Raw genomic sequence first — 22,102 nt, forward strand, 5'->3', positions numbered from 1 at the left:
GTCACGGCAGCAGGCCGATCACGACGTGCGCGTACCACTCCTCCGACACGGCCAGACGGGCGGTCAGGCCCGCCTCGGCGAGGACCCCGAGGGCCGCCGGGGCCTGGCGTTCGCTGGTCTCGGTCAGCAGACAGCCGCCGGGCGCGAGCCATTCGGGGGCCGCGGCGGCCACGCGGCGCAGCACGTCGAGGCCGTCCGCGCCGCCGTCGAGGGCGACGGCCGGCTCGTGGTCGCGCGCCTCGGCCGGCAGCAGGGGCACCTCGGCGGTGGGGACATAGGGCACGTTGGCCGTCAGGATCTCGACGCGACCGCGCAGAACGGCGGGCAGGGCGTCGTACAGGTCGCCCTCGTGGGCCCGGCCGCCGAAGGCGGCGAGGTTGCCGCGGGCGCAGCGCACGGCGGCCGGATCGATGTCGGCCGCGTGCACCTCGGCACCGTCCAGGCCGGCCGCGAGGGCCGCGCCGATCGCGCCGGATCCGCAGCACAGGTCCACGACCACGGTCGCCCGGGGCGCCGTGGCCAGCGCCTGGCCGACGAGGAACTCGGTACGGCGGCGGGGGACGAACACCCCCGGCTCCACCGTGACGCGCAGTCCGTGGAACTCGGCCCAGCCGAGGACCTGTTCGAGCGGGAGACCGGCCACACGCCGGTCGACCATCGAGGTCAGCTCGGCAGGGGTGCGGGCGGCCGCGAGGATGAGTTCCGCCTCCTCCTCGGCGAAGACGCAGCCGGCGGCGCGCAGCGCGGCGACGACCGCGGGAGCGGGAGGGGGGGAATCGGGGGAAGCGGGCAGGTCGGGAAACGAGGAGGGCACGGGAGCCGGAAGCCTTTCGGGAGCGCGAGGCCTGAGGGCGCTCCCGCGGTCACCGCTGCCGGTGTTCCGCGCCGTCTTCGGGAGAGAGCACCCCAGCTGACACAGCGGTAATGGGTCTCACCTCCTCCACGTCGGGGCCGCGGGCGTCCGCGGCCGGGGGCCACCCTACCCCAAGGCCCCTACGGGCCGTGGAGCGCGCGGAGTTCACGGGGTGCGGCCGCTCGGACGCCGAGGACCCCCCTCAAGTTGTACTCTGCAACCAGAACGCCGAGGAGGTGTCGCCGTGAGCGCAGCGGAGTCGGCCGTCGAGATCATCCAGCGCGAGATGACGGTCTTCGCCCGCCGGGCCCGTGCCTCGGCGGGACGCATGCACCCCGAGCTGTCACTGGTCTCCTACACCCTGCTGGGGCACCTGGAGGAGAGCGGCGGGTGCCGGGCGACCGACCTGGCCGCCCACTACGCCCTGGACAAGTCCACGGTGAGCCGCCAGGTGGCCGCGCTGGAGCGGGCCGGGCTGATCGAACGCCGTCCGGACCCGGAGGACCACCGGGTGCAGGTGCTGCACCTGACCGGGGCCGGCCAGGAGATCCTCGCCCAGGTGACCCGCAGCCGCCGGTCCGCGTTCCGGGAGCGGCTCGCGGACTGGCCGGAGGAGGACCTGGTGCGGTTCGCCGCCTACCTGGAGCGGTACAACGGGGGCGCGGGCGGCGCGGAGCCTCAGTGAGCCGGGGGCCGGCCGGTGGTGGGACGCGGCAGTCCCGGTGGGGGCGCGCCGGTGCCGGTGGGGGCTCGGCCGTGCCGGCGGGGGACGTGGCCGACCGGTGATGACCGCGACCGTGCCGGTGGCCGGTCATGCCACCGGCAGCGCCGCCCGGTCGTCCGTGAGCCGCCGCGGGGCCCGGGCCGCCAGGAACTCCGTACGGCGGCGCAGCCGGAAGCCGAGGGACTCGTACAGCCGGATGGCGCCCGTGTTGCCGGCGCCCGTGTGCAGGAACGGTGTCTCGCCGCGCTCCCGGATGCCGTGCGCCACCGCGAGGATCAGGCGGGTGGCGAGACCCTCGCCGCGGAAGGCCGCGTCGGTGCAGACCGCGCTGATCTCGGTCCAGCCCGGCGGGTGCAGCCGCTCCCCCGCCATGGCGATCAGCGCGCCGTCGCGGCGGATGCCGAGATAGGTGCCGAGCTCGACGGTGCGCGCCAGGAACGGTCCCGGCCGCGCGCGTCGCACGAGGTCCAGCATCTCGGGCACGTCCGCCGGACCGAGACGGACCGCCTCCGCGTCCGGCGCGGCGGCGAGGCCGTCGTCCACGAACTGCACGCCCGCCATCCGGAAGGTGACCTCCCAGCCCTCCGGCACCTCGCCGCGGAAGCCGGCCAGCGGGACCTCGCATCCGGGTCCGGCCAGCGCGGCGAGGTCCGACCAGTCCCGCGCGTCCGGCTCGTCGGGCAGCGCCGACCAGGGGGACACGTCGACGGGGTAGCGCAGCACCCGGCCGCGCCGCTCGGCGAAACGGGCGTGCGGCCCGGTGAGGGAGGCGTGGGCGGGGTTGTCGAGGACGTGCGGGGCACCCGCGGCGGCCGTGCCGGGGACGCCGTGGCTCCCGGCCGGGCTCACGCGGGCACCCCGGTGACTGTCCTGAAGACGCGGGCCTTGGGCATCCTTCATTCCCTCTCCCTCACTCCTCTCGCGCCGCCGCCGGCGCGAACGGCCGGCACTGAGCGCCAAGGAGCGGCGCCGGGCCCGTATTCCCGCCTCCCGGCCCGGTGCGGGAGAGTTCACACGGCCGCAACGGCCGGCGGCCGGCCGGGGCGAGGGCGTACGGAACCACAGCGTACGGTTGAAGCATGAACGTCACGCGAGGCTTCACGGGCCGCCCGCGCGTCCACGATCCGGGACTGCCGCCCGGGCAGTACGACGCGGGCGACGACTGGCCCGTCCTGTCCGCCGAGGTCACCCCCGATCTCGCGCCCGCCGACTGGTCCTTCGGCATCGACGGCCTGGTGGAGCGGCCGCACACCTGGGACTGGGACGCGGCGCACGCCCTGCCCGCGTCGGCGTACGACGGTGACATCCACTGCGTGACCGGCTGGTCGAAGTTCGGCGTGCGGTTCGGCGGTGTCTCGCTGGACGCCTTCTTCCGTATGGTGCGGCCACACGGGTCCGCCACCCATGTCCTCGCCCGTTCCCACACCGGCTACACCACCGGCCTGCCGCTGGCCGACCTGACCGGCGGGCGTGCCTGGATCGTCTGGGAGTACGACGGCGCTCCGCTGCCCCCGGAGCACGGCGGTCCGGCGCGGCTGCTGGTACCCCACCTGTACTTCTGGAAGAGCGCCAAGTGGATCGCCGGCCTCACGCTGCTCGACCACGACGAGCCGGGCTTCTGGGAGCGGAACGGCTACCACGCGCGCGGCAACCCCTGGCAGGAGCAGCGGTACTCCGGTGACTGAGACGACCACCCCCGCCCTCGCGATCCCCTTCGGCCCCGGCGTCACGGCGAGGCGCTTCGCGGTGCCCGGGCGCATCGCGGTGAGCCCGCAGGCCGCGACGGCGTGGCAGACCGCCACGCTGACCGGGATCCGGCGGGAGACCCCGCACGCGGCCACGTTCCGCCTGGCGGTGCCGCGGTGGGCCGGCCATCTGCCCGGACAGCACCTGATGCTGCGGCTGACCGCCGAGGACGGCTACACGGCACAGCGCCACTACTCGATGGCGTCGGCGCCGGACGGTTCCGGACACATCGAGCTGACCCTGGACCACGTGCCGGACGGCGAGGTGTCCGGCTGGTTCCACACGGTGGCCCGGCCCGGTGACACGGTGGAGGTACGCGGTCCGCTGAGCGGCTTCTTCGCCTGGCCCGGCGACCGGCCGGCGCTGCTGCTGGGCGCCGGCTCCGGAATCGTGCCGCTGATGTCGATGGTCCGCCACCACCGGGCGCGCGGCCTCACCGTCCCGCTGCGGATGCTGGTGTCGGCGCGGAGCCCCGGGGAGCTCATCTACGCACGGGAACTGGGGCCGGAGACGAGGACCGTGTTCACCCGCGTTGCGCCGCCGAATGTTCCGGTGGGACGTATGACGGCCGCACATGTGGCGCCGCTCCTCGCCGAGCAGCCCCCCGGTGGGTGGGAGGCCTATGTGTGCGGGTCCAACGGGTTCGCCGAGCACGCCTCCCGGCTGCTGGTCGAGGCGGGCCAGCCGGTGGAGCGCATCCGCATCGAGCGTTTCGGCTGACCTCCGCCGCCGCTCCGCCGCGTGCCGCCACTCCGCGGCCGGCCCCCGGGGATGCCCGCGCCGGAGGGCCGCGCCGGAAGGCCGTCGAAGGCCGTGGCCGAGCGCCCGGGTCGCGCGGCGGGGCCGGCCGCGCGATCGTGGGCGCATGGCGCGTTCCGCGCCGCAGGTGGGCTTGAACTGACGGCCCACGGGGTGCGCGGAGGTGCGCCGTACGGGGTACGAGACGAGTGGTGAACGCTCGCACGCGCGAGCGGCGGGGGCGGCCGGCCCACGGACCGGCCGTCCGGCTCCCCGGCTCCGGCCGTGGCGAGGAGGTGGACATGCGTACCCGGGTGCGGGGTTGGCGTTGGCGGCGCAATCCGCTGCGGCGCAGGTCGGACATGGTGGAGGCGTGGACGGTGCTGGTCGTCGCCGTCCTGCTGTGCGTGGTCGTCCCCCTGGTCGGGATCGCCACGGGCCTGCGCGCCCATGACCAGGGTCAGGCGGGAGCCGCGGCGCAGCGGGCCGAACGCCATCAGGTGCGCGCGACCGTGGTCGGTGACCCGCCCCGGCGGTCGGCCACGACGCACGGCGACCGTGAGCACCCCTACCGCGCCCAGGTCCGCTGGACCGAGCCCGGCAAGGGGGCCCACACGACGTGGGCCCGGGTACGGGCGGGAACCCTGACCGGTGACGTGGTCACGGTGTGGATCGACTCCCGGGGCCGCGGTGTCGCCCCGCCGCCGGACGACGTGGCGGTCTGGCAGCACGCGGTCACCGTCGGCCTGTGCTCGGCGGGCGGGGCCGCGGGCGCCGTGCTCCTCGGGTACGCCGTGGAACGCCGGATCGCGATGCGCCGCCGACTGGCCGACTGGGAACGGGAATGGGCCCGGACCGGGCCGAGGTGGACCCGGCCGAGGACCTGAGGGCGGCCCGCCGTGCCCGGCGGCGGCTGGTCAGCGGCCGGACAACGGCGGCAATCGCTTGCCCGACCGCTGACCAGCGAAGAGGTGATCGCCCGGAACACCCGGGGGCCACCCCGTCCGGCCCTGGTCAGCGGTCGGACCGCCCACGTACCGTGAGCCGACACAGTCTCCTTCCCGAAGGCGGTCGCCGGATGTCCCTGTTCGACCTTCCACTGGACGAACTGCGCGAGTACCGCAGCGGGTCCACCGGGCCCGAGGACTTCGACGCCTTCTGGGAGAAGACCCTCCAGGAGGCGCGCGGGCACGAACTGGACGCCCGCTTCGAGCCGGTGGACACCGGACTGGCCACGGTCGACGTGTACGACGTGACGTTCGCCGGGTTCGGCGGTCACCCCGTCAAGGGCTGGCTGCGGCTGCCGGCCGACGCGAGCGAACCCCTGCCGCTTGTAGTGGAGTTCATCGGCTACGGCGGCGGGCGCGGGCTGCCGCACGAGAACCTGCTGTGGGCGTCGACGGGCCGGGCGCACTTCACGATGGACACCCGCGGGCAGGGCAGCGCCTGGGGCGGCGGTGGCGGCACGGCGGACCCGGTGGGCGCGGCGCCGGCCTACCCCGGTTTCATGACGCGGGGCATCGACGCGCCCGAGAACTACTACTACCGCCGGGTGTTCACCGACGCCGTGCGCGCGGTCGAGGCGGCCCGCTCGCACCCGCTGGCGGACGCGGCGCGGACCGTGGCGACCGGCGCGAGCCAGGGCGGCGGCATCACGCTCGCCGTCGGCGGCCTGGTCCCCGATCTGGTCGCGGTCGCGCCGGACGTGCCCTTCCTGTGCGACTTCCCGCGCGCGACGACACTGACGGACCGTCACCCCTATCGGGAGATAGGCCTCTTCCTGAAGACGCACCGCGGCCGCGCGGCGGACGTGCTGCGCACGCTGTCCTACTTCGACGGCGTGCACTTCGCGGCCCGCGGCCGGGCCCCGGCCCTGTTCTCGGCGGCCCTGGAGGACGAGACGTGCCCGCCGTCGACGGTGTTCGCCGCGTTCAACGCCTGGGCGCACGAGGACAAGGCCATCGAGGTGTACGACTTCAACGACCACGAGGGCGGCGGCCCCTTCCAGGAAGCGGCCCAGATGCGCTGGCTGCGGTCCTACGCCTAGGGGTGTCTCGTCGATCAGGCCGGGAGCCCGGCCTGATCGACGAGACACCCCTAGGGCCGGTGGGCTTTCGGTCACAACGGCGGGCGGTTCGCGCGCCCGCCGCCCCGGGCGCGGTGCCGTCATCACGCGAAGGGCCGGCCCCCTGAACAGCGGGGTGGGTTTCGGCCGAACCGGCAGACGCCCCTTCCCTTGTGGTTTAGACCAATGCTAATTGTGGTCGCGCAATGAGCCCGCGTGGCTACGTCTTGTCACCAACAGGAGGTCGCGGCATGGCCCGCACCACCACCCCCCAGCGCACCACCAACCCGTACCGATCCCCGAACAGCGAGGACCAGCCCCTGTACGCGAGGGTCGCGACGCTGCTGCTCGGCGAACTGCGCGACGGCACCATCCCGCCCGGTGAACGGCTGCCGGGCGAGCGGCACCTGGCGGCGCACTTCGAGGTCAGCCGGGAGACCGTCCGGCAGGCACTCGAGGTGCTGCGCCGCGGCGGCCTGGTCGCCACCGACCGGCGGGGCAGCCATGCCACGCTGCCCGGCCGGCCGGTCGAGGCGCCGGAGTCGCTCACCTTCCCGGTGGGCGCGCAGTCCGCGGAGCCGTGTGCGGTCGACCGGGCCACCGTGACGTGGGAGGCGCCGCCCCCGGAGCACGCCCGGGCGCTGTGCCTGGCTCCGCAGCGCCCGACCCTCGTGCACCGCTACCGGTCGGTCACGCCGGACGGCCGGTCGCTGCGGACGGCGGTGACCTCCTTCTCCGCGGTGGCGCTGGCGGAGGTCACCGAGCTGGCGCGCTACCGGGACCGGGCCGACGGTGCGACCCCCGCACAGCTGCGGCGGGCGTACGACTGGATGCGCAAGGCCGGTCTGACCCTGCACCACCGCGACTCCATCACCCAGGTCGGCGACGCCTCCTGTGTCCGGGTCACCCGGCGGGTGCACGACCAGTACGCCCGCCCCCTGGAGATCACGGACCTGGTGGTGAACGCCGAACAGGACGCGCTGGTCTACGAGTTCACGCTGCCGGCCGCGGGGTGAGGCGCCGGGCGGCCACCAGCCGGGCCCGCGGGCTGCCGTCCGCGCGCCACCCGAACTCCGGCAGGGGGTACAGCTCGACGCCGAATCCGGCGTCTCGCAGCCCGCCCAGCACCTCGCCGAGCCGGAACGTCCGGTAGTACATGACGAACGGCGGCCGCCACAGCGCGTTGCGCACCCGCATCGCCGCGTCGAAGCCGAGCAGGGTCCAGAACGCGGCCCGTGCGGGCCGGGGCGGCGCGAACACCGGGAAGGCGAAGCGGCCCCCGGGCCGCAGGACCGAGCGCACCTGGCGGAAGAGGCCGGGCAGTTCGCCGGGCAGGAAGTGCCCGAACGCCCCGAAGGAGACGACGAGGTCGAAGGCGGCCGTGAAGGGCAGGGCCCGGGCGTCGCCGCGCACCCAGGCGACCCCGGGTCCGCCGGCCGGGCGCACCCGGCGCCGGGCGACCTCGAGCATCCCCGCGCTGAAGTCGACCCCCGTGACACTGCGGTGGCACAGCCCGGTGAGCAGCTCCGTGCCGGCTCCCGTGCCGCAGCACAGGTCGAGTCCGTCCCCGAACGGGCCGGCCGGGGCGAGCGCCCCCGCCACGGCGTCCAGCACCGCGCCGGGGGTACGGAAGGGTGTGCGGTCGAACTTCGGCGCCAGCAGGTCGTAGCCGTGCTCGACGGACGACAGCGCCTGGACGGCGAGTTCGCGCAGGGAAGGGCCTTCGGGACCGAACACGGGCGTCAGTGCGCGGCCACGCGCTGCCGCACGAGTGTCAGAGCGCGCTCGCACCAGCGCAGGTTCTGCTCCTCGAAGCCGATCCCGGCCATGAGGGTGAGGTACGGCCCGACACGGCCGGCGGTGCGCAGGTACTCCTCCTCGCTGCGGCCGTCGAGGAGGCGGTCACGCACCCGCAGGTAGCGGTCGAGCTTCCCGCGCGCCCAGCCCATGCGCTCCTCGATCAACGCGCGGGTGGTCTCCGGGTCGCCGCCGTCCATCGCCTGGATCTTGATGAGGAGTTCGTCGCGGACGGCAGTGGGCCGCCTCGGCGGCTCGGCGGCGAACGCGCTCAGCTCGGCCCGGCCGGCGTCGGTGAGCGTGAAGAGCCGCTTGTTGGGCCGGCGTTCCTGCTGCACCGTGCGGGCCTGCACGAGGCCGTCCTGCGCGAGGCGCTCCAGTTCGCGGTAGAGCTGCTGCGGCGCGGCGGGCCAGAAGTTCGTGAAGGCCACGTCGAACGACTTGGACAGCTCGTAGCCCGAGGCCTCGCCCTCCAGCAGGGCGGCCAGGACGGCGTACTTGAGCGACATGTGGACAGGCTAGCAGCCGTTGACTACTCTCCTCCGCACCTATTCAAAAAATTGAGCATGCGAGGTGATTCGATGCGCGCGTTCCGCGAGGCGGTCGAGGCCGGAGACATGGATGCCGTCGAGGCGCTGCTGGCCGAGGACGTCGCCTTCACCAGCCCCGTCGTCTTCAAGCCGTACGCCGGCAGGGATGTCACCGCGGCGATCCTGCGGGGGGTCGCCGAGGTCTTCGAGGACTTCCGGTACGTGCGGGAGATCGGTGACCCGGCCGGCCCCGACCACGCGCTGGTGTTCACCGCCCGGGTGGGCGACCGCATGCTGACCGGCTGCGACTTCCTGCACGTGGGCGAGGACGGCCTGATCGACGACTTCACGGTCATGGTCCGCCCGCTGTCCGGCGCCCAGGCGCTCGCCGAGGCCATGGGCGCGCGGTTCGAGCAGATCGCGAAGGAGGCGGAGGCGCGGTCCGCCTGAGCGACGCGCCTTCGCGGCCGGCGTCAGTCCTTGAGCTGCCCCAGCGTGGCCTTGGCGTCCGTCTTCAGCCAGTCGCTCACCTCGCTGATCACGGGCGGGTCCTTGTCGTCGTCGTACGAGCTGAGGTAGGCGCTGTAGCTCATGGTGTACGTCACCCAGCCGTCGCGGACGGCGAGCGTCGCGTACCGGGAACCGCTGGAGGAGCCGCTGGTGGTGTCCTGGGTGACGAGGTACGCCTCGTCACCTATGCCCTGGACCGGGTCGACGTCGTAGTTCTTGTGGCTGTCGCCGTACTTCTTCCAGGTGGCCGTGAACTCGGGCCCCGGATCGGTCTTCTTGTGCATGTCCAGCGTCATGGAGAGGTACGCGTCGGCATACGTGGAGCCGGACTTCTTCAGACTGAGGCTGCAGTAGCTCTCGTCGAGCGCCGTGTCCTTGAGCGCCGTGTGGGTCGGCGAGGAGTCCTGCTCGGTGTACTCGTCCTTGAAGGACGAGTAGTCGGCGCTGGAGCACATGTCGGCCGGCGACGAGTAGCCCCGCAGGTCCGCGCTGTCGCCCTTGCCGCCGAGCAGGAAGACGCCGCCCGCCCACGCGGCCGAGGCCACGGCCGCGCCGACCACGGCCCACAGCACCGCTTTCCCGGCCCCGCCCCCACCACCCGCGGACGGGACGGGCACCGGCCCGTACTGCGGCGCCTGGGCGTAGGGATTGCCCGGCTGCGGCGCTCCGGCCGGCGGCTGGACGGCGGGCTGGCCTACCAGGGTGGGCTGCGCGTAGAAGCTCCCCGGCGGAGGGGACTGCGGGTTCGGGTAGGGGTACGCCGTCGGCTGGGACGGAATGGCCGGCTGCTGCGCGGGCTGCTGGGGCGGCTGGTCGGCCGGCTGCGGCGACTGCGGTGGGGTGGACATGTCTCGAACATAGTGGACGCTTGACGGGCAAGTCCCCTGAGGAAAGCGATCGTTATGCGCCGGGGACATCTGCTGCGGTTCTGTGACACAGCGGTCACGACAGGGCCTTGACCTCGCGACAGGGCCTGGTCATGCCGCCCGGCCCCCGCCCTGGGGTCCCGTGGGCTCAGCGGCGGAGCAGCACCGGCAGGGCGTGCACGCTGTTGCCGACGAAGCCGGCGTGCGGCGTCAGGCCGGCCTCCGGTACGCCGAGTCCGAGTCCGGGGAAACGGGTGAACAGCCGCTCCAGCGCGACCGTGGCCTCCAGGCGGGCCAGCGGTGCGCCCAGGCAGTAGTGGGTGCCGTGCCCGAGGGAGAGATGGCGTACGGAGCCGGGCCGGGCGGGGCGGGTGACGTCGAAGCGGCCGGCGTCGGCGCCGTGCGCGGCCGGGTCGCGGCCGGCGGCGGAGTAGCCGGCCAGCACGGGTGTGCCCGCGGGGATGAGCGTGCCGTCGACGGTGATGTCCCGCACGGGGTAGCGGAACGGGAAGTAGCTGACCGGCGAGTCCCAGCGCAGTGTCTCCTCCACCACATCGGCCCAGCTCGCCCGGCCCGCGCGGACCAGGTCCAGCTGTCCGGGGTGGGCGCACAGGGCGCGGACGGCGTTGGTGATCAGGTTCAGGGTGGTCTCGTGCCCGGCGACGATCATCAGCAGGAGCGTGCCGATCAGCTCCTGGTGGCTGAGCCGGTCGCCGCCCTCGTCGCGGGCGGCGATGAGTGCGCTGGTGAGGTCGCCGCCGGGGCGGGCGGCCTTCGCCGCGACGATCTCGCCCAGGACGGCGACGAGTTCACGGTTGGCGGCGACGGCGTCGGCGGGTCCGGTGTCCGTGGCCACGACCACGCTGCTGAGGTGATGCAGCCGGTCGCGGAACTCGACGTCCACGCCCAGGAGTTCGCTGATGACGCTCATCGGCAGGGGGAGGGCGAGGTGCCGGCGCAGATCGGCGACTCCGCCCCCGGCCTCGGCGGCCCGTTCCAGGCCGTCGAGCAGTTCGGCGACCAACCTCTCGATCCGAGGCCGCAGTTCCTCTACCCGGCGGGGCGTGAAGGCGCGACCTGCCAGTGACCGCAACCGCCGGTGGTCGTCGCCGTCGGCGGTCGTCATGCCCTGGACGGTCGCGAAGGTCAGCAGCGGCCATCCCGCGGCGATCCTCCCCTCCCGCAGGGCTGTGAAGTGCCTTTGGTTCTTGGCGACTTCGGGATGCTGAAGGAACTCCTTCAGCGCCGCGTGCCCGAGCACGGCCATGCCCTCGATCCCGCCGGGCAGCTCGACCGGGGTCACGGCACCGCGGGCCAGCAGCCGGGCGTTGACGGCGTGCGGGCAGCCGCCGGCGGGGTCCAGACGGTGTGGTCTGCGGGCGGGCGAGGCCTCCACGGCACCCTCCTGACGCTTTCCCGACGAGGAGACCCGATCGTAGGCCCATCCGGCCGGCTCCGGGAACAGCCCGATCCGGCGGCCTCCCGGCGTCGTCACGGACACGGCGATCCGGCGAGTGGTACCGTTGCGTGAGCACTGTTGTACGCCCCGCCAGAGGCGCCAGTGCGGATTCCCCCTCTTCCGCTGATCCGCTCGCGGTCTCCCGGACGTCCGGTCCTCCAGCGCGTCAGCTTCCCGGCACCACCTCGTGAGCAGGCCTTCAGTGCCGTACCCGAGGTGCCGTTGCGCCGCCCGGCGGCAATGACGCAGGCCTGCCTCCGCGGCTTACTCCTCTTCACTTCCCCCCTCTCCGTCCCTGGAAGGACTCCCGTCCATGACCACAGCACTCGAACACCCTCCCGTGGACCAGCAGGCTCCGGCCGCCCGGCTCGTCGCCGGCGTGCTCGACATCGACGCGCAGGGGAAGGGCAGGCTCAGGGCCGCAAGCCTCCTGCCCACTCCCGCCGACCCGCAGGTGCCCGCCGCGTTGATCCGCCGGTACGGCCTGCGCAAGGGTGACCTGGTCGAAGGCGTGCGGGGCGCCCAGCACGCCCTGGCCGGGATCGCGCGCGTCGAAGGCCACGCCCCCTCGGACCTCCCGTCGCGCCGTCACTTCCGCGACCTCACCCCCCTCCACCCGCACCGGCGCCTCCGCCTCGAGCACCCCGCGTCCGGACTCGCCGGGCGCGTCACCGATCTCCTGGCGCCGGTCGGCAAGGGTCAGCGCGGCCTCCTCGTGGCCCCGCCCAGGAGCGGCAAGACCGTGCTGCTCCAGCAGCTGGCCGCCGCCGTGGCCGGCAACCACCCGGAGTGCCGGCTGATGGTCCTCCTGCTGGACGAACGCCCCGAGGAGGTCACCGAGATGCGCCGCTCGGTCCGCGGCGAGGTGTACGCCTCCACCTTCGACCGGCCGGCCCGGGAGCACACCGCCCTCGCCGAACTCGTCGTCGAACGGGCGAAGCGCCTGGTGGAGGCCGGTCAGGACGTCGTCGTCCTGCTGGACTCGCTGACCCGGCTGTGCCGGGCGCACAACAACGGCGCCGCCGCCGGCGGCCGCACATTGAGCGGCGGTGTGGACGCGGGCGCGCTGCTCGGCCCCAAGCGGTTCTTCGGCGCCGCCCGCCAGGCGGAGGAGGGCGGCTCGCTCACCATCCTCGCCACCGCGCTCGTGGACACCGGCTCGCGTGCCGACGGCTACTTCTTCGAGGAGCTGAAGAGCACGGGCAACATGGAGCTGCGCCTGGACCGGGACATCGCCGGCCGCGGCGTCTTCCCGGCCGTGGACATCGAGGGCACCGGCACCCGGCGCGAGGAACTGCTCCTGTCACCGGGAGAGTTGACGGCCGTACGCGGACTGCGCCGCGCCCTGCTCGCCCGCGAGGGCGCCGGTGCCTCGGCCGGCCTGGGCGCCCTGCTGGAGCGGCTGCGGACCACCCCCGACAACGCCACGTTCCTCCGGGAGGTCCGGCCCACCCTGCCGGCCGGCTGACGGCCGGTCCCGGGCCGGCGCCGGTCCCGTCGCGGCCGGGTGCGGCATCCGGGTTGCCCCCATGGGCCGAACGGCCCGGCCGGCGCGCGAAAGCAGCGCGCATTCGTAGGTTGAATCATATGATCACCGGACTTTCTCATCGGGCGACCGTGGCGACCTGTGCCCTGTGCGTGGCGGGCCTGCTGGCACTGGCGCCGGCCACCGCCGCCGCCGGCTCCCGGGCCGGGGACCCCGCTCCACCACCGCCCCGGGCGGTGATGCCGGGGCCGTCCGTGCTCTACCGCTCCGGCACGCAGGTCCGGCCGCACCGGGGAGCACCCGAGGTCCCGGAGGTCTCGGCGCTGTCCTGGCTGGTCGCCGACGCCGGCAGCGGGGAGGTGCTGGCCGCGAGCGACGCCCACCGCAGGCTGCCGCCCGCGAGCACCCTGAAGACCCTGTTCGCCCTGACCGTGCTGCCCGAGCTGCCCGGTGGCCTGCAACACACCGTGCGCTACGAGGAGCTGGCGGACGTCGGCGAGGGCAGCAGCCTGGTCGGGGTCGAGGAGGGGCACACCTACCAGGTGTCCGACCTGTGGCACGGGGTCTTCCTCAGCTCCGGGAACGACGCCGTGCACGTGCTCGCCGCGCTGAACGGCGGCTGGCGGACCACGACGGCGCGGATGCAGGAGAAGGCCCGTGCGCTCGGCGCGCTCGACACCCACGTGGTCTCCCCCGACGGCTACGACAGCCCCGGTCAGGTCTCCTCCGCCTTCGACCTGGCGGTCTTCGGCCGGGCGGGGCTGCACAACCCCGACTTCGCGCGCTACTGCGGCACCGTCGCGGCCAGCTTCCCCGGTGACGGATCGCCGTACCCGATCGAGAACACCAACCGGCTGCTGACCGGGGAGGACGGCGTGGCGCCGTACCCGGGGCTGATCGGGATCAAGAACGGCTACACCAGCAACGCGGGCAACACCCTGGTGGCCGCGGCCCACCGGGGCGGGCGCACCCTCGTGGTGACCGTGATGAACCCGCAGGCGGGCGGTGGTCTCGAGGTGTACGAGGAGGCCCGGCAGCTGCTCGACTGGGGCTTCGCGTCGGCGGGGCTGGTGGACCCGGTCGGCTCGCTGGACGGGCTGCGCGTGAAGTCCCGGCCGGCGGCGGCCGTACCGGTGGCGGCGGCCACGTCGGGATCACCGGACGACGATCCGGGCTGGACCGGCACCGCCGTGGTCGCGGGCCTGTCCGGGATCGGCGCGGCGGCGGTGGCGCTGCGGCTGCGCTCCAGACACCACAGGACCGGGCAGGGCTGAGCGGCCGCCGGACCGGCGGCGTCACCGACGCGCGACCGGACCGCCCGGAAACCACGCCGACGGCGCGCCGGGCCGGACCCCACCGACGGCGAGCCCGCGCAAGGCCGGATGGGCCGCGGACCGGGCGGCGGGCGTGGGCGGCATCCTCAGAACACGGACAGGCCGGTGAGTGTCGTGAACCGGTCCAGTGCGGCCACGCCGGCCACCGAGTTGCCGCGCTCGTCCAGGCCCGGGCTCCACACGCACAGGGTGCACCGGCCCGGGACGACGGCGATGATCCCGCCCCCGACCCCGCTCTTGCCGGGCAGGCCCACCCGGTAGGCGAAGTCACCGGCCGCGTCGTAGGTGCCGCAGGTCAGCATCACCGCGTTGACCTGTTTGGCCTGGCTGCGGGTGAGCAGCCGGGAGCCGTCGGCGCGGATCCCGTGGCGGGCCAGGAAGCCCGCGGCGAGCGCCAGGTCGGCGCAGGAGGCGGCGACGGAGCACTGCCGGAAGTACTCGTCGAGCAGGACCGGCACGTCGTTGTCGATGTTGCCGTAGGACGCCATGAAGTGGGCGAGCGCGGCGTTGCGGTCGCCGTGCCGGGTCTCGGAGTCGGCGACCTCCTTGTCGAAGTCCAGGGCGGGATTGCCGCTCTCGGTGCGCAGGAAGGTCAGCAGTTCCCCGGCCGCGTCCCCGGTACGGGTCCGGAGGCGGTCGGTGACGACCAGCGCGCCCGCGTTGATGAAGGGGTTGCGCGGGATGCCGTTCTCGTACTCCAGCTGCACCAGGGAGTTGAACGGGTTGCCGGAGGGCTCGCGGCCCACGTGTTCCCAGAGCTCGTCGCCCTCGCGGGCGAGGTCCAGGGCGAGCGTGAAAACCTTGGTGATGGACTGCGCCGAGAACGGCTGCCGCCAGTCCCCCACCCCGTACACCGTGCCGTCCAGCTCGGCGACGGCCATGCCGAAGCTGCGCGGATCGCGGGCCGCGAGGGCCGGGATGTAGTCGGCGGGACGGCCGCGTCCGGGTGTGCGGCCGATCTCCTCGGCTATGCGCTCCAGCACCGGCAGGAAGGCGTGGGACGACGTCGCTGTCATGTGCGCCATTGTGCCTTCCGGCCGGTCCCGGCGCGCCGCCGCACCCCGCTCGCTTCTGACTTCGTCGCAGGTCAGGCGATCGGTGCGCCGCCGCCCGCGACGACCCGACGACGTCCACGATTCCTTGTCGCCGAGAACAGGGAGGGCCTGGACGCATGCACGGCGGCCATCGTCGGCGTCCGGGGGGAGATCACCGCTGACGATCCGGAGCCGTACGGAACGAGATCGGCAACACCGACCGCGTCTGCGGCCGGCCGGCGGGGCGTGGAGCAACTGGAGCGGAGCCGTGACGAAGCAGTGCCAGACGTGAGCCAGGTACGACGACGCCCCCGCCTTCCGGAGTTGGAGGACGGGGCGTCCGTGATTTTCGACATCGTGGTTGCCGGCCGGATCACTCCGATACGGGCAGGCACTCGGCGAGCAGGTCGACGACGTCACGCCAAGCTCGCTGCGCGTGCTGAGGGTGAAAACCGACCCCAGGACGCACGATGTGGTCGACCGGTGGGTGATGGAAGGCGTGCAAGGCGCCGCCGTAGACCACGAGGCGCCAGTCAACGCCCGCAGCCTGCATCTCGGCGGTGAATGCGTCCCGTTGCGCGGTCGGCATGATCGGGTCTTCCGACCCGACCCCGGCCCACACCGGGCAGTGAATGCGCGCCGTCTCGCCGGGTCGGCCCGTGGTCAGTGCGTTGACTGTCGCGATCGCGCGCAGGTCGACGCCGTCGCGCCCGAGTTCCAGCGCGATGGCGCCCCCGGTTCCGTAGCCGACGGCGGCGATCCGGTCCGGGTCGGTCCGCGGCTCGGCGCGGAGCACGTCGAGCGCCGCGTGGCCGATGCCTCGCATCCGGTCGGGGTCGGCGAGCAGGGGCATGCAACGGGCCAGCATCTCCTCAGGGTCGGCCAGGTAGCGCCCGCCGTGGAGGTCGAACGCCAGGGCCACGTATCCCAGCTCGGCGAGCACATCGGCGCGCCGGCGCTCGACGTCGCTGAGCCCCACCCCCTCGGGCCCGACCAGGACCGCGGGCCGGCGGCCGGCACCGGCCGGGAGCGCGAGATACCCGATCATCGTCAGGCCGTCGGCCGCGTATTCGACCGTGCGCGTGGTGACCGTCGTCATGAGCCTGGACTGTAGTGATCGTCGAGCCCGGTCGGGCCGGTGTTCTGCCGCTGGCAGAAGACAGGTCTCCGGCGCATTCCGGAACCACCGCGTCAGCGGTTCAGCTCAGAGCCTGTGAACGAACCGCCGTCCGCCCGAAGGGCGGGCGCACCGTCCTCCCCGGGCCGTCGGCGCCGCACGGACCCGTCCGGCCGGCGACGTGGCCCGGTGACGGCACCGCGCCCGGGGGCACACCGGCACGGCCCGTCCCGGAACGGGCCGCGGACCGGCGGCGGCCCGCGTCTCCCGGACGAACGGCACCCGGCGGGTGCTACGCGCAGGCGGTGAGGTCGGCCGGGTCCAGCGCGCGCACCGGGCGCACCCGGCCCACCGGCTCCCCGCCGCCCAGCAGCGGCTCCCCGGCGAACTGCGTGAGCAGGGCCGGGTCGACGCCCGCGCGGACCAGGGCCGCGGCCGCGACCGGGATCCGCGCCCGGTTCGCCCCGTCGGCGATCTTTACGGCGATGGCGCGCCCGTCGGGCAGCGCGGCCACCTGGACACCCTCGAACCCGTCCTTGGCGATCAGGCCCGGAACGGCCCGCATCAGCGCGGCGACGTCACGGCCGGCGCCGGAGGCCATCTCGGCGTGCTCCCGCATCGCGCCGGCGACCCGGTCCTCGGGCGTGCCGGGCGCGGCCGAGGCGATCCGGGACAGCGCGCGGGCGAGGCCGAGCAGGGAGATGGAGAACAGCGGGGCGCCGCAGCCGTCGACGGTGACGCCGGCGACGCGGCGGCCGGTGAGGTCCTCGACCGTGTCCCTGACCGCCCGCTGGAGCGGGTGCGAGGGGTCCAGGTAGTCCTCCAGGGACCAGCCGTTCAGCTTCGCGGTCCACAGCATGGCCGCGTGCTTCCCCGAGCAGTTCTGGGCGAGCCGGGAGGGCGTGCGGCCCTCGCGGACCCAGGCGTCCCGCACGACCGGGTCGAACGGCATGTCGGGGACGTTGCGCAGGTCGTCCTCGGTGAGTCCGGCGAGCGCGAGGATGCGCCGGGTCCCGGCGATGTGCCGCTCCTCGCCGGAGTGGCTCGCGCCGGCCAGCGACAGCAGTTCGCCCTCCAGGGGCAGCCCGGCCCGCAGCATGGCCACGGCCTGGACGGGCTTGACGGCCGAGCGGGGGTGGAAGGCGGCCTCGGTGTCGCCGAGTCGGAACGTGACCTGCCCGTCGGCGTCGAGGACGACGACGGAGCCGTAGTGGACGCCCTCGACGACCCCGCCGCGTATGAGGTGGGCGACGGGCTCGTGACGGGGTTCCCGGACGACGGGTGCGTCCGCGGGAGAGGTGTGGTGCATGACTGCCTGCATCGGTGAGTCGGGGCGGGCCGGTTCGCGGGTCACGCGCCGGCGCCGGTGGACGGGCGCTCCGCGGGTTCCGCGGGCCTGGAGCGCATGATGTCGGTGAGGGTCGTCTCGACGCGGTCGAGGTGGTGGCTCATGGCCGCGACGGCGTCGTGCTCACAGCCGTCGGTCAGCGCCTCCAGGATCGCCCGGTGCTCGCGGTTGGACTGCTCGCGGCGCCCGCCCAGCTGGTCGAGGAAGGCCGACTGACGCGCCAGTGCGTCGCGGATCTCCTCGATGACCCGGCGGAAGACCGGGTTCTGGGCGGCCTCGGCCACGGCGAGGTGGAAGAGGGTGTCCATCGCGACCCAGGCGGTGGTGTCCGTCTCCCGTTCCATGCGGTCGAGCAGGTGCGCCAGGTGGTCGAGGTTGTCCGGCGTGCGGCGCACGGCGGCGTACCCGGCGACCGGGATCTCGATGTGCCGGCGCACCTCGAGCAGGTCACTGGCCGCGTAGTCGCCGAACGTGGGGTCCTCGACGGCGCCGGCGACGACGAAGGTGCCCTTCCCGGTCCGCGAGACGGTCAGGCCCATCGTCTGCAGCGCCCGCAGTGCCTCGCGCAGCACGGGCCGGGACACCTCGAGGGTGCGGCACAGCTCGGCCTCGGAGGGGAGCTTGTCGCCGACGGCGTACTGCCCGCGTTCGATGGCGCCGCGCAGGTGGGCGAGGACCGCTTCCATGGCGCTCACACGCCGGGGAGCCGCGCCACCTGTCTGGCTGTCTGACAGGTTCACGGAGCGATCCTGCGGCCTGCCGGCGGGCCCTGTCAAGGCGGTCGGGGTGGGAACGGACACGGGGTGCGGCGCCTGTCACAGGCATCCGCACCCCGTGGGTGATCAGCGGTTCAGCTCAGCTGCTGAGCGTGCCGGTGCCCAGCAGGCCGAGGAGCGCCACGCCGACGACGATCCGGTAGATGACGAACGCGTTGAAGGAGTGCTTGGCGACGAACTTGAGCAGCCAGGCGATGGAGGCGTAGGCGACCACGAAGGACACGATCGTCCCGACGGCCAGCGGGGCCGCGCCCACGCCCGCGCCGAGGGCGTCCTTCAGCTCGTACAGGCCCGCGCCGGTGAGCGCCGGGATGCCGAGGAAGAAGGACAGCCGGGTGGCGGCGACCCGGTCCAGATCGAGGATGAGCGCCGTGGACATGGTCGCGCCGGAGCGGGAGAAGCCGGGGAAGAGCAGGGCGAGGATCTGGGAGCAGCCGACCCACATCGCGTCCTTGAAGGACGTGTCGTCCTCGCCTCGCTTGTGGCGGCCCATCTGGTCGGCGGCCCACATCACGCCCGAGCCGACGATCAGCGAACCGGCGACCACCCAGAGCGAGGCCAGCGGGCCGTCGATGAGCGGCTTGGCCGCCAGGCCCACCGCGACGATCGGGACGGTGGCGGCGATCACCCACCAGGCGAACTTGTAGTCGTGGTGGTAGCGCTCCTCACGGTTGCCCAGGCCGCGGAACCAGGCGGAAACGATCCGCTTGATGTCCTTGAAGAAGTACACGAGCACGGCGGCGATGGCGCCGACCTGGATGACGGCGGAGAACCCGACGACGGACTTGTCGTCGACGGGGATGTCCATGAGCCCCTCGGTGATCTTCAGGTGACCGGTGGAGGACACCGGGAGGAACTCGGTCACCCCCTCGACTACCCCGAGGACGACGGCCTGACCGACGGAGATGGCGCTCATGGGATCCAGTTCTGAGGAGGGACAGTTGGTCGACAGTGCTGTAGACAGTACTTACCATGCCCGGTCGCACGGCAGGTGCCTAGGCCCAGAGGGCGCCGGCGAGCGAGACGCCGGCGAAGGCCGCCGCGAGTCCCGCCACCACACTCGCGACCACGTTCACGGCAGCGTAGAGGCCGGAGCCGGCCTCGGTCAGCCGCAGGGTCTCGTAGGAGAAGGTCGAGTACGTCGTCAGCGCCCCGCACAGCCCGGTGCCGAGCAGGAGCTGGAGGTGGGGCCCCGCGACCCCAGCGGAGGCGGCGCCCGTGAGCAGCCCCAGGACCAGCGAGCCGGCGACATTGACCACGAAGGTACCCCAGGGGAAGAGCGAGTCGTGGCGGGCCTGCACCGCGCGGTCGGTGAGGTAGCGCAGCGGAGCGCCGACCACGGCCCCCGCGACGACCAGCAGCCAGTTCACAACGACCTCTTACCCTCCGGGTCCGCCGCGTCGGGGCGCTCCCCGCGACCGGTGTACTTGACGACCTCGCACTCCTCCAGGGTCACGAGGCCCTCCGAGACCAGTTCGTCGATCCGGGGCAGGAACGCGCGGACCCGCTCCTCGGTGTCCACGACGACCACCGCGACCGGCAGGTCCTCGCTCAGGGACAGCAGCCGCGAGGTGTGGATGCGCGAGGACGCGCCGAAGCCCTCGACGCCCCGGAAGACGCTGGCCCCGGCGAGGCCGGCCGCGTGCGCGCGGTGCACGATCTCGGAGTAGAGGGGCCTGTGGTGCCAGGTGTCGTCCTCGCCGATGTAGACGGTCAGCCGCAGGGCACGGCCGGTCGGTGACGTCATCGCCGCCTCCCGGTCAGCACCCGGCGGGCGGCGGCCGAGGCGAGCCACACCGCCGCGAGGGCCCCGAGCAGCGTCGCGGCGAGGTAGGCGAGTCCCGCAGCGGGGCGGCCCGCGTCGGTCAGCCTGCGGATGTCCACGGCCCACGTGGAGAAGGTGGTGAAGCCGCCGAGGACGCCGGTGCCGAAGAAGGGGCGGACGAGCCGGTGGGCGGCCCACACGTCGGTGATGAGCACCATGAAGACGCCGATCACCGCGCAGCCGCTGACGTTGGTCCAGAAGGTCGCCCAGGGGAAGCCCCCCGTGGGTGTGGGCCACGCCAGGGTCAGGGCGTAGCGGCCCGACGCGCCGAGGGCGCCGCCGAGCGCCACCACCGCGACGACCGGGGCCTGGGTGCGCCACTCGGACCGTCGCCGCGCTGCGGGGCGGACGCTGATGCTCTCGGTGCCCGGGGCTGTCATGTCCGTGCGTCTCCTGTTCGGCCCTGCCCCGTCGGGTGATCACGCCGGGCACCAGGGTACCGCCGGTACCGCGCCGGCTCACCCGGCGGCGGGCCGTGCGCAGACGGCGACGCCGGGTTCCCGGAGGCTGCCGAGGACCAGGTGCTCGCCGGTCGAGCAGACACTGGTGACCATACGGTAGCCGGAGCGGCGGCGGGTGAGGTGGTGGACGGTGCGGCCGTGGTCGTCCAGGGCCAGCACGCCGACGGTTCCACCCGGGCGGAACGGCACGTGGACGGCGATCCGTGCGGCGGCGGCGCGGACGGCGGGCCCGGTCCGGTGCAGGAGGTCCAGCGGCGGTACGCGCGGACCGGCGAGAGCGACCCAGATCGGGCCGTCGGGGCCCTCCCGCCAGAGGTTGTCCGGCATGCCGGGGAGAGCGGCGAAGGGGCCGGCGTGCCCGGCGCGCGGGCCGGTGAGGTGGTAGCGGGTCAGACGGCGGGCGCCGGTCTCGGCGAGCACCAGGAAGGAGCCGTCGGCACTCGCGGCGAGCCCGTTGGCGAACTGCAGTCCCTCCAGCAGGACTTCGGCTTCACGGGCCCCGGGGGCGAGGCGGAGCAGCCGTCCGGTGCCGGTGTGTTCGACGATGTCGCCGATCCACCGGTCGAGGGGGTGACGGCGGCTGGAGACGGTGAAGTACACGCTGCCGTCGGGCAGGGCGACGGCGTTGCTGCAGAAGCGGATCCGCTCCCCCGCCACGGTGTCGGCGAGGACGCGGACGGTGCCGGTCGCCGGGTCGACGCGCAGCAGGCCGCGTTCCGCGTCGCACACGAGGAGGGCACCGTCCGGGTGGAGTTCGAGGCCGAGGGGACGGCCGCCGGTCTCGGCCAGCACCTCGACCCGGGCGGTGCGCGGATCGCCGGGATCGTGCAGACGCAGGATGCGCCCGTCCTCCACTCCGGTCAGGACGCGCCCGTGCGCGTCGGCCACCACGTCCTCGGGACCGCGGGCGCCCAGCGAGACGTAGTGCAGCGGAACGAGTGCCGTGGGTGGGTGCATGTGCGTGCCCTTCGCCGTCGGATCGGCCCATCCTGGCAGCCCGGCCGCCGGGTGCGTCGACGCGGGCCGGTGCCTGTGCCGTCACCAGCCCTTCTCGAACACCCGGGCCACCTCTGCGATGCGGATCTCGTCGCGCCGGTAGCGGGTGCGCCAGCAGGTCCGCCGGGTGCGCAGCAGGCCGAGGCGGGTGAGGAAGTCCAGGTGGGCGAGCGCGGTCCGGCGGGGCACGCCGAGCCTGGCGGCGAGAGCCCGTGCCGTGACGCCGGTCTCGGCGAGGTCGCGGCGGTACGGGGCCGGGAAGTGGGCCGATGGGTCCTTGAGCAGTTCCAGGATGGTCTGCCGAACGCGGCCCGAGGGAGTACCCGTCATCCGTCCGCCTTCCGTCCCCGGCCTCCTCGTACGCATTCTCCCCACTGTGACGCCGGCGATGCCGTCGCGCAGGGGACTCGGCGGCCGTTGTCCGGTATCGAACGTCC

25 protein-coding genes are annotated in these 22,102 nt (G+C 73.9%); 9 read left to right on the top strand and 16 right to left on the bottom strand.

From position 1 onward, the window contains the following. Nucleotide 1: 1 nt before the first annotated feature. On the bottom strand, nucleotides 2-814 hold the full coding sequence (locus IE177_RS08600; protein ID WP_190014401.1) for a putative protein N(5)-glutamine methyltransferase: 813 nt from the start codon (nucleotides 812-814) through the stop codon (nucleotides 2-4). Between the two features lie 283 nt (nucleotides 815-1,097). On the opposite strand from IE177_RS08600, the gene IE177_RS08605 reads away from it, so the two are divergent. Next, entirely contained in the window at nucleotides 1,098-1,538 is a 441-nt protein-coding gene (locus tag IE177_RS08605) for a MarR family winged helix-turn-helix transcriptional regulator (protein WP_190014403.1), read from the top strand. Between the two features lie 126 nt (nucleotides 1,539-1,664). On the opposite strand, the gene IE177_RS08610 is transcribed toward IE177_RS08605, so the two are convergent. Continuing rightward, entirely contained in the window at nucleotides 1,665-2,426 is a 762-nt protein-coding gene (locus IE177_RS08610) for a GNAT family N-acetyltransferase (protein WP_229815949.1), read from the bottom strand. Between the two features lie 230 nt (nucleotides 2,427-2,656). Here IE177_RS08610 and IE177_RS08615 point away from each other — a divergent pair, with 230 nt between their 5' ends. The 5 genes from IE177_RS08615 (at nucleotide 2,657) to IE177_RS08635 (ending at nucleotide 7,142) form a co-directional block, all read left to right on the top strand. Then, nucleotides 2,657-3,262, top strand: a complete 606-nt coding sequence (locus tag IE177_RS08615; RefSeq protein WP_190014406.1) for a sulfite oxidase-like oxidoreductase — start codon at nucleotides 2,657-2,659, stop codon at nucleotides 3,260-3,262. Next, nucleotides 3,255-4,043 (top strand): ferredoxin reductase, encoded by a 789-nt coding sequence (locus IE177_RS08620; RefSeq protein WP_373305050.1) that lies wholly within the window; start codon nucleotides 3,255-3,257, stop codon nucleotides 4,041-4,043. Before IE177_RS08615 ends, IE177_RS08620 begins: the two co-directional genes overlap by 8 nt. Before the next feature lie 320 nt (nucleotides 4,044-4,363). Next, entirely contained in the window at nucleotides 4,364-4,948 is a 585-nt protein-coding gene (locus tag IE177_RS08625) for an Rv1733c family protein (RefSeq protein ID WP_190014408.1), read from the top strand. A 191-nt stretch (nucleotides 4,949-5,139) separates the two neighbouring features. Beyond that, nucleotides 5,140-6,108 carry an acetylxylan esterase gene (locus IE177_RS08630; protein ID WP_190014410.1) on the top strand — a complete coding sequence of 323 codons (969 nt, stop codon included), beginning with the start codon at nucleotides 5,140-5,142 and terminating at the stop codon, nucleotides 6,106-6,108. A 269-nt stretch (nucleotides 6,109-6,377) separates the two neighbouring features. Next, nucleotides 6,378-7,142 (top strand): GntR family transcriptional regulator, encoded by a 765-nt coding sequence (locus IE177_RS08635; RefSeq protein ID WP_190014412.1) that lies wholly within the window; start codon nucleotides 6,378-6,380, stop codon nucleotides 7,140-7,142. Here the strand turns inward: IE177_RS08635 and IE177_RS08640 are convergent. Further along, entirely contained in the window at nucleotides 7,120-7,863 is a 744-nt protein-coding gene (locus IE177_RS08640; protein ID WP_190014414.1) for a class I SAM-dependent methyltransferase, read from the bottom strand. The genes IE177_RS08635 and IE177_RS08640 overlap by 23 nt on opposite strands. Nucleotides 7,864-7,868: 5 nt before the next feature. After that, nucleotides 7,869-8,432 (bottom strand): PadR family transcriptional regulator, encoded by a 564-nt coding sequence (locus IE177_RS08645; protein WP_190014415.1) that lies wholly within the window; start codon nucleotides 8,430-8,432, stop codon nucleotides 7,869-7,871. A 72-nt stretch (nucleotides 8,433-8,504) separates the two neighbouring features. Here IE177_RS08645 and IE177_RS08650 point away from each other — a divergent pair, with 72 nt between their 5' ends. Beyond that, nucleotides 8,505-8,903 (top strand): nuclear transport factor 2 family protein, encoded by a 399-nt coding sequence (locus IE177_RS08650; protein ID WP_190015081.1) that lies wholly within the window; start codon nucleotides 8,505-8,507, stop codon nucleotides 8,901-8,903. A 23-nt stretch (nucleotides 8,904-8,926) separates the two neighbouring features. Here the strand turns inward: IE177_RS08650 and IE177_RS08655 are convergent, their stop codons facing one another. Then, complete coding sequence (locus IE177_RS08655) at nucleotides 8,927-9,811, bottom strand: hypothetical protein (protein ID WP_229815950.1); 885 nt, start codon at nucleotides 9,809-9,811, stop codon at nucleotides 8,927-8,929. Between the two features lie 166 nt (nucleotides 9,812-9,977). Continuing rightward, nucleotides 9,978-11,225: a cytochrome P450 family protein gene (locus IE177_RS08660; protein WP_190014417.1), complete on the bottom strand. Its 1,248-nt coding sequence runs from the start codon at nucleotides 11,223-11,225 to the stop codon at nucleotides 9,978-9,980. A 376-nt stretch (nucleotides 11,226-11,601) separates the two neighbouring features. Here IE177_RS08660 and rho point away from each other — a divergent pair, with 376 nt between their 5' ends. Both rho and IE177_RS08670 read left to right on the top strand, forming a co-directional pair. Further along, entirely contained in the window at nucleotides 11,602-12,756 is a 1,155-nt protein-coding gene (rho, locus tag IE177_RS08665; protein WP_190014419.1) for a transcription termination factor Rho, read from the top strand. Nucleotides 12,757-12,875: 119 nt separating this feature from the next. Beyond that, nucleotides 12,876-14,048 (top strand): D-alanyl-D-alanine carboxypeptidase family protein, encoded by a 1,173-nt coding sequence (locus IE177_RS08670; RefSeq protein WP_190014421.1) that lies wholly within the window; start codon nucleotides 12,876-12,878, stop codon nucleotides 14,046-14,048. A gap of 146 nt (nucleotides 14,049-14,194) precedes the next feature. On the opposite strand, the gene IE177_RS08675 is transcribed toward IE177_RS08670, so the two are convergent. The 10 genes from IE177_RS08675 to IE177_RS08720 all read right to left on the bottom strand — a co-directional run bounded on the left by IE177_RS08675 (nucleotide 14,195) and on the right by IE177_RS08720 (nucleotide 21,995). Next, nucleotides 14,195-15,133, bottom strand: coding sequence for a glutaminase (locus IE177_RS08675; RefSeq protein ID WP_190014423.1), 939 nt, complete (start codon nucleotides 15,131-15,133; stop codon nucleotides 14,195-14,197). A gap of 382 nt (nucleotides 15,134-15,515) precedes the next feature. Beyond that, nucleotides 15,516-16,241 carry a dienelactone hydrolase family protein gene (locus tag IE177_RS08680; RefSeq protein ID WP_190014425.1) on the bottom strand — a complete coding sequence of 242 codons (726 nt, stop codon included), beginning with the start codon at nucleotides 16,239-16,241 and terminating at the stop codon, nucleotides 15,516-15,518. 310 nt (nucleotides 16,242-16,551) lie between these two features. Then, complete coding sequence (locus tag IE177_RS08685) at nucleotides 16,552-17,568, bottom strand: asparaginase (RefSeq protein ID WP_190014427.1); 1,017 nt, start codon at nucleotides 17,566-17,568, stop codon at nucleotides 16,552-16,554. A 41-nt stretch (nucleotides 17,569-17,609) separates the two neighbouring features. After that, a complete protein-coding gene (locus tag IE177_RS08690) occupies nucleotides 17,610-18,347 on the bottom strand; it encodes a FadR/GntR family transcriptional regulator (RefSeq protein ID WP_190014429.1) in 738 nt (245 codons plus the stop codon). Between the two features lie 115 nt (nucleotides 18,348-18,462). Continuing rightward, nucleotides 18,463-19,299, bottom strand: coding sequence for an undecaprenyl-diphosphate phosphatase (locus IE177_RS08695; protein WP_190014431.1), 837 nt, complete (start codon nucleotides 19,297-19,299; stop codon nucleotides 18,463-18,465). 79 nt (nucleotides 19,300-19,378) lie between these two features. After that, entirely contained in the window at nucleotides 19,379-19,753 is a 375-nt protein-coding gene (gene crcB, locus IE177_RS08700; RefSeq protein ID WP_190014433.1) for a fluoride efflux transporter CrcB, read from the bottom strand. Then, nucleotides 19,750-20,130 carry a DUF190 domain-containing protein gene (locus tag IE177_RS08705; protein ID WP_190014435.1) on the bottom strand — a complete coding sequence of 127 codons (381 nt, stop codon included), beginning with the start codon at nucleotides 20,128-20,130 and terminating at the stop codon, nucleotides 19,750-19,752. Before IE177_RS08705 ends, crcB (IE177_RS08700) begins: the two co-directional genes overlap by 4 nt. Next, nucleotides 20,127-20,588, bottom strand: coding sequence for a fluoride efflux transporter CrcB (gene crcB, locus IE177_RS08710; protein ID WP_190014437.1), 462 nt, complete (start codon nucleotides 20,586-20,588; stop codon nucleotides 20,127-20,129). Before crcB (IE177_RS08710) ends, IE177_RS08705 begins: the two co-directional genes overlap by 4 nt. 78 nt (nucleotides 20,589-20,666) lie before the next feature. Beyond that, on the bottom strand, nucleotides 20,667-21,626 hold the full coding sequence (locus IE177_RS08715) for an SMP-30/gluconolactonase/LRE family protein (protein WP_190014439.1): 960 nt from the start codon (nucleotides 21,624-21,626) through the stop codon (nucleotides 20,667-20,669). An 81-nt stretch (nucleotides 21,627-21,707) separates the two neighbouring features. Next, nucleotides 21,708-21,995 carry a helix-turn-helix domain-containing protein gene (locus IE177_RS08720; RefSeq protein ID WP_190014441.1) on the bottom strand — a complete coding sequence of 96 codons (288 nt, stop codon included), beginning with the start codon at nucleotides 21,993-21,995 and terminating at the stop codon, nucleotides 21,708-21,710. Nucleotides 21,996-22,102: the final 107 nt, after the last annotated feature.

It is taken from the genome of Streptomyces lucensis JCM 4490 (assembly GCF_014650035.1).
Taxonomy (GTDB): domain Bacteria; phylum Actinomycetota; class Actinomycetes; order Streptomycetales; family Streptomycetaceae; genus Streptomyces; species Streptomyces lucensis.

Coding starts and splice junctions, on each gene's coding strand:
- IE177_RS08645 (WP_190014415.1), bottom strand. CDS start 8,432: ATGTCGCTCAAGTACGCCGTCCTGGCCGCCCTGCTGGAGGGCGAGGCC.
- IE177_RS08670 (WP_190014421.1), top strand. CDS start 12,876: ATGATCACCGGACTTTCTCATCGGGCGACCGTGGCGACCTGTGCCCTG.
- IE177_RS08675 (WP_190014423.1), bottom strand. CDS start 15,133: ATGGCGCACATGACAGCGACGTCGTCCCACGCCTTCCTGCCGGTGCTG.
- IE177_RS08625 (WP_190014408.1), top strand. CDS start 4,364: ATGCGTACCCGGGTGCGGGGTTGGCGTTGGCGGCGCAATCCGCTGCGG.
- IE177_RS08685 (WP_190014427.1), bottom strand. CDS start 17,568: ATGCACCACACCTCTCCCGCGGACGCACCCGTCGTCCGGGAACCCCGT.
- IE177_RS08705 (WP_190014435.1), bottom strand. CDS start 20,130: ATGACGTCACCGACCGGCCGTGCCCTGCGGCTGACCGTCTACATCGGC.
- IE177_RS08680 (WP_190014425.1), bottom strand. CDS start 16,241: ATGACGACGGTCACCACGCGCACGGTCGAATACGCGGCCGACGGCCTG.
- IE177_RS08695 (WP_190014431.1), bottom strand. CDS start 19,299: ATGAGCGCCATCTCCGTCGGTCAGGCCGTCGTCCTCGGGGTAGTCGAG.
- IE177_RS08720 (WP_190014441.1), bottom strand. CDS start 21,995: ATGACGGGTACTCCCTCGGGCCGCGTTCGGCAGACCATCCTGGAACTG.
- IE177_RS08655 (WP_229815950.1), bottom strand. CDS start 9,811: ATGTCCACCCCACCGCAGTCGCCGCAGCCGGCCGACCAGCCGCCCCAG.
- crcB (WP_190014437.1), bottom strand. CDS start 20,588: ATGACAGCCCCGGGCACCGAGAGCATCAGCGTCCGCCCCGCAGCGCGG.
- IE177_RS08650 (WP_190015081.1), top strand. CDS start 8,505: ATGCGCGCGTTCCGCGAGGCGGTCGAGGCCGGAGACATGGATGCCGTC.
- IE177_RS08615 (WP_190014406.1), top strand. CDS start 2,657: ATGAACGTCACGCGAGGCTTCACGGGCCGCCCGCGCGTCCACGATCCG.
- IE177_RS08635 (WP_190014412.1), top strand. CDS start 6,378: ATGGCCCGCACCACCACCCCCCAGCGCACCACCAACCCGTACCGATCC.
- IE177_RS08715 (WP_190014439.1), bottom strand. CDS start 21,626: ATGCACCCACCCACGGCACTCGTTCCGCTGCACTACGTCTCGCTGGGC.
- IE177_RS08630 (WP_190014410.1), top strand. CDS start 5,140: ATGTCCCTGTTCGACCTTCCACTGGACGAACTGCGCGAGTACCGCAGC.
- rho (WP_190014419.1), top strand. CDS start 11,602: ATGACCACAGCACTCGAACACCCTCCCGTGGACCAGCAGGCTCCGGCC.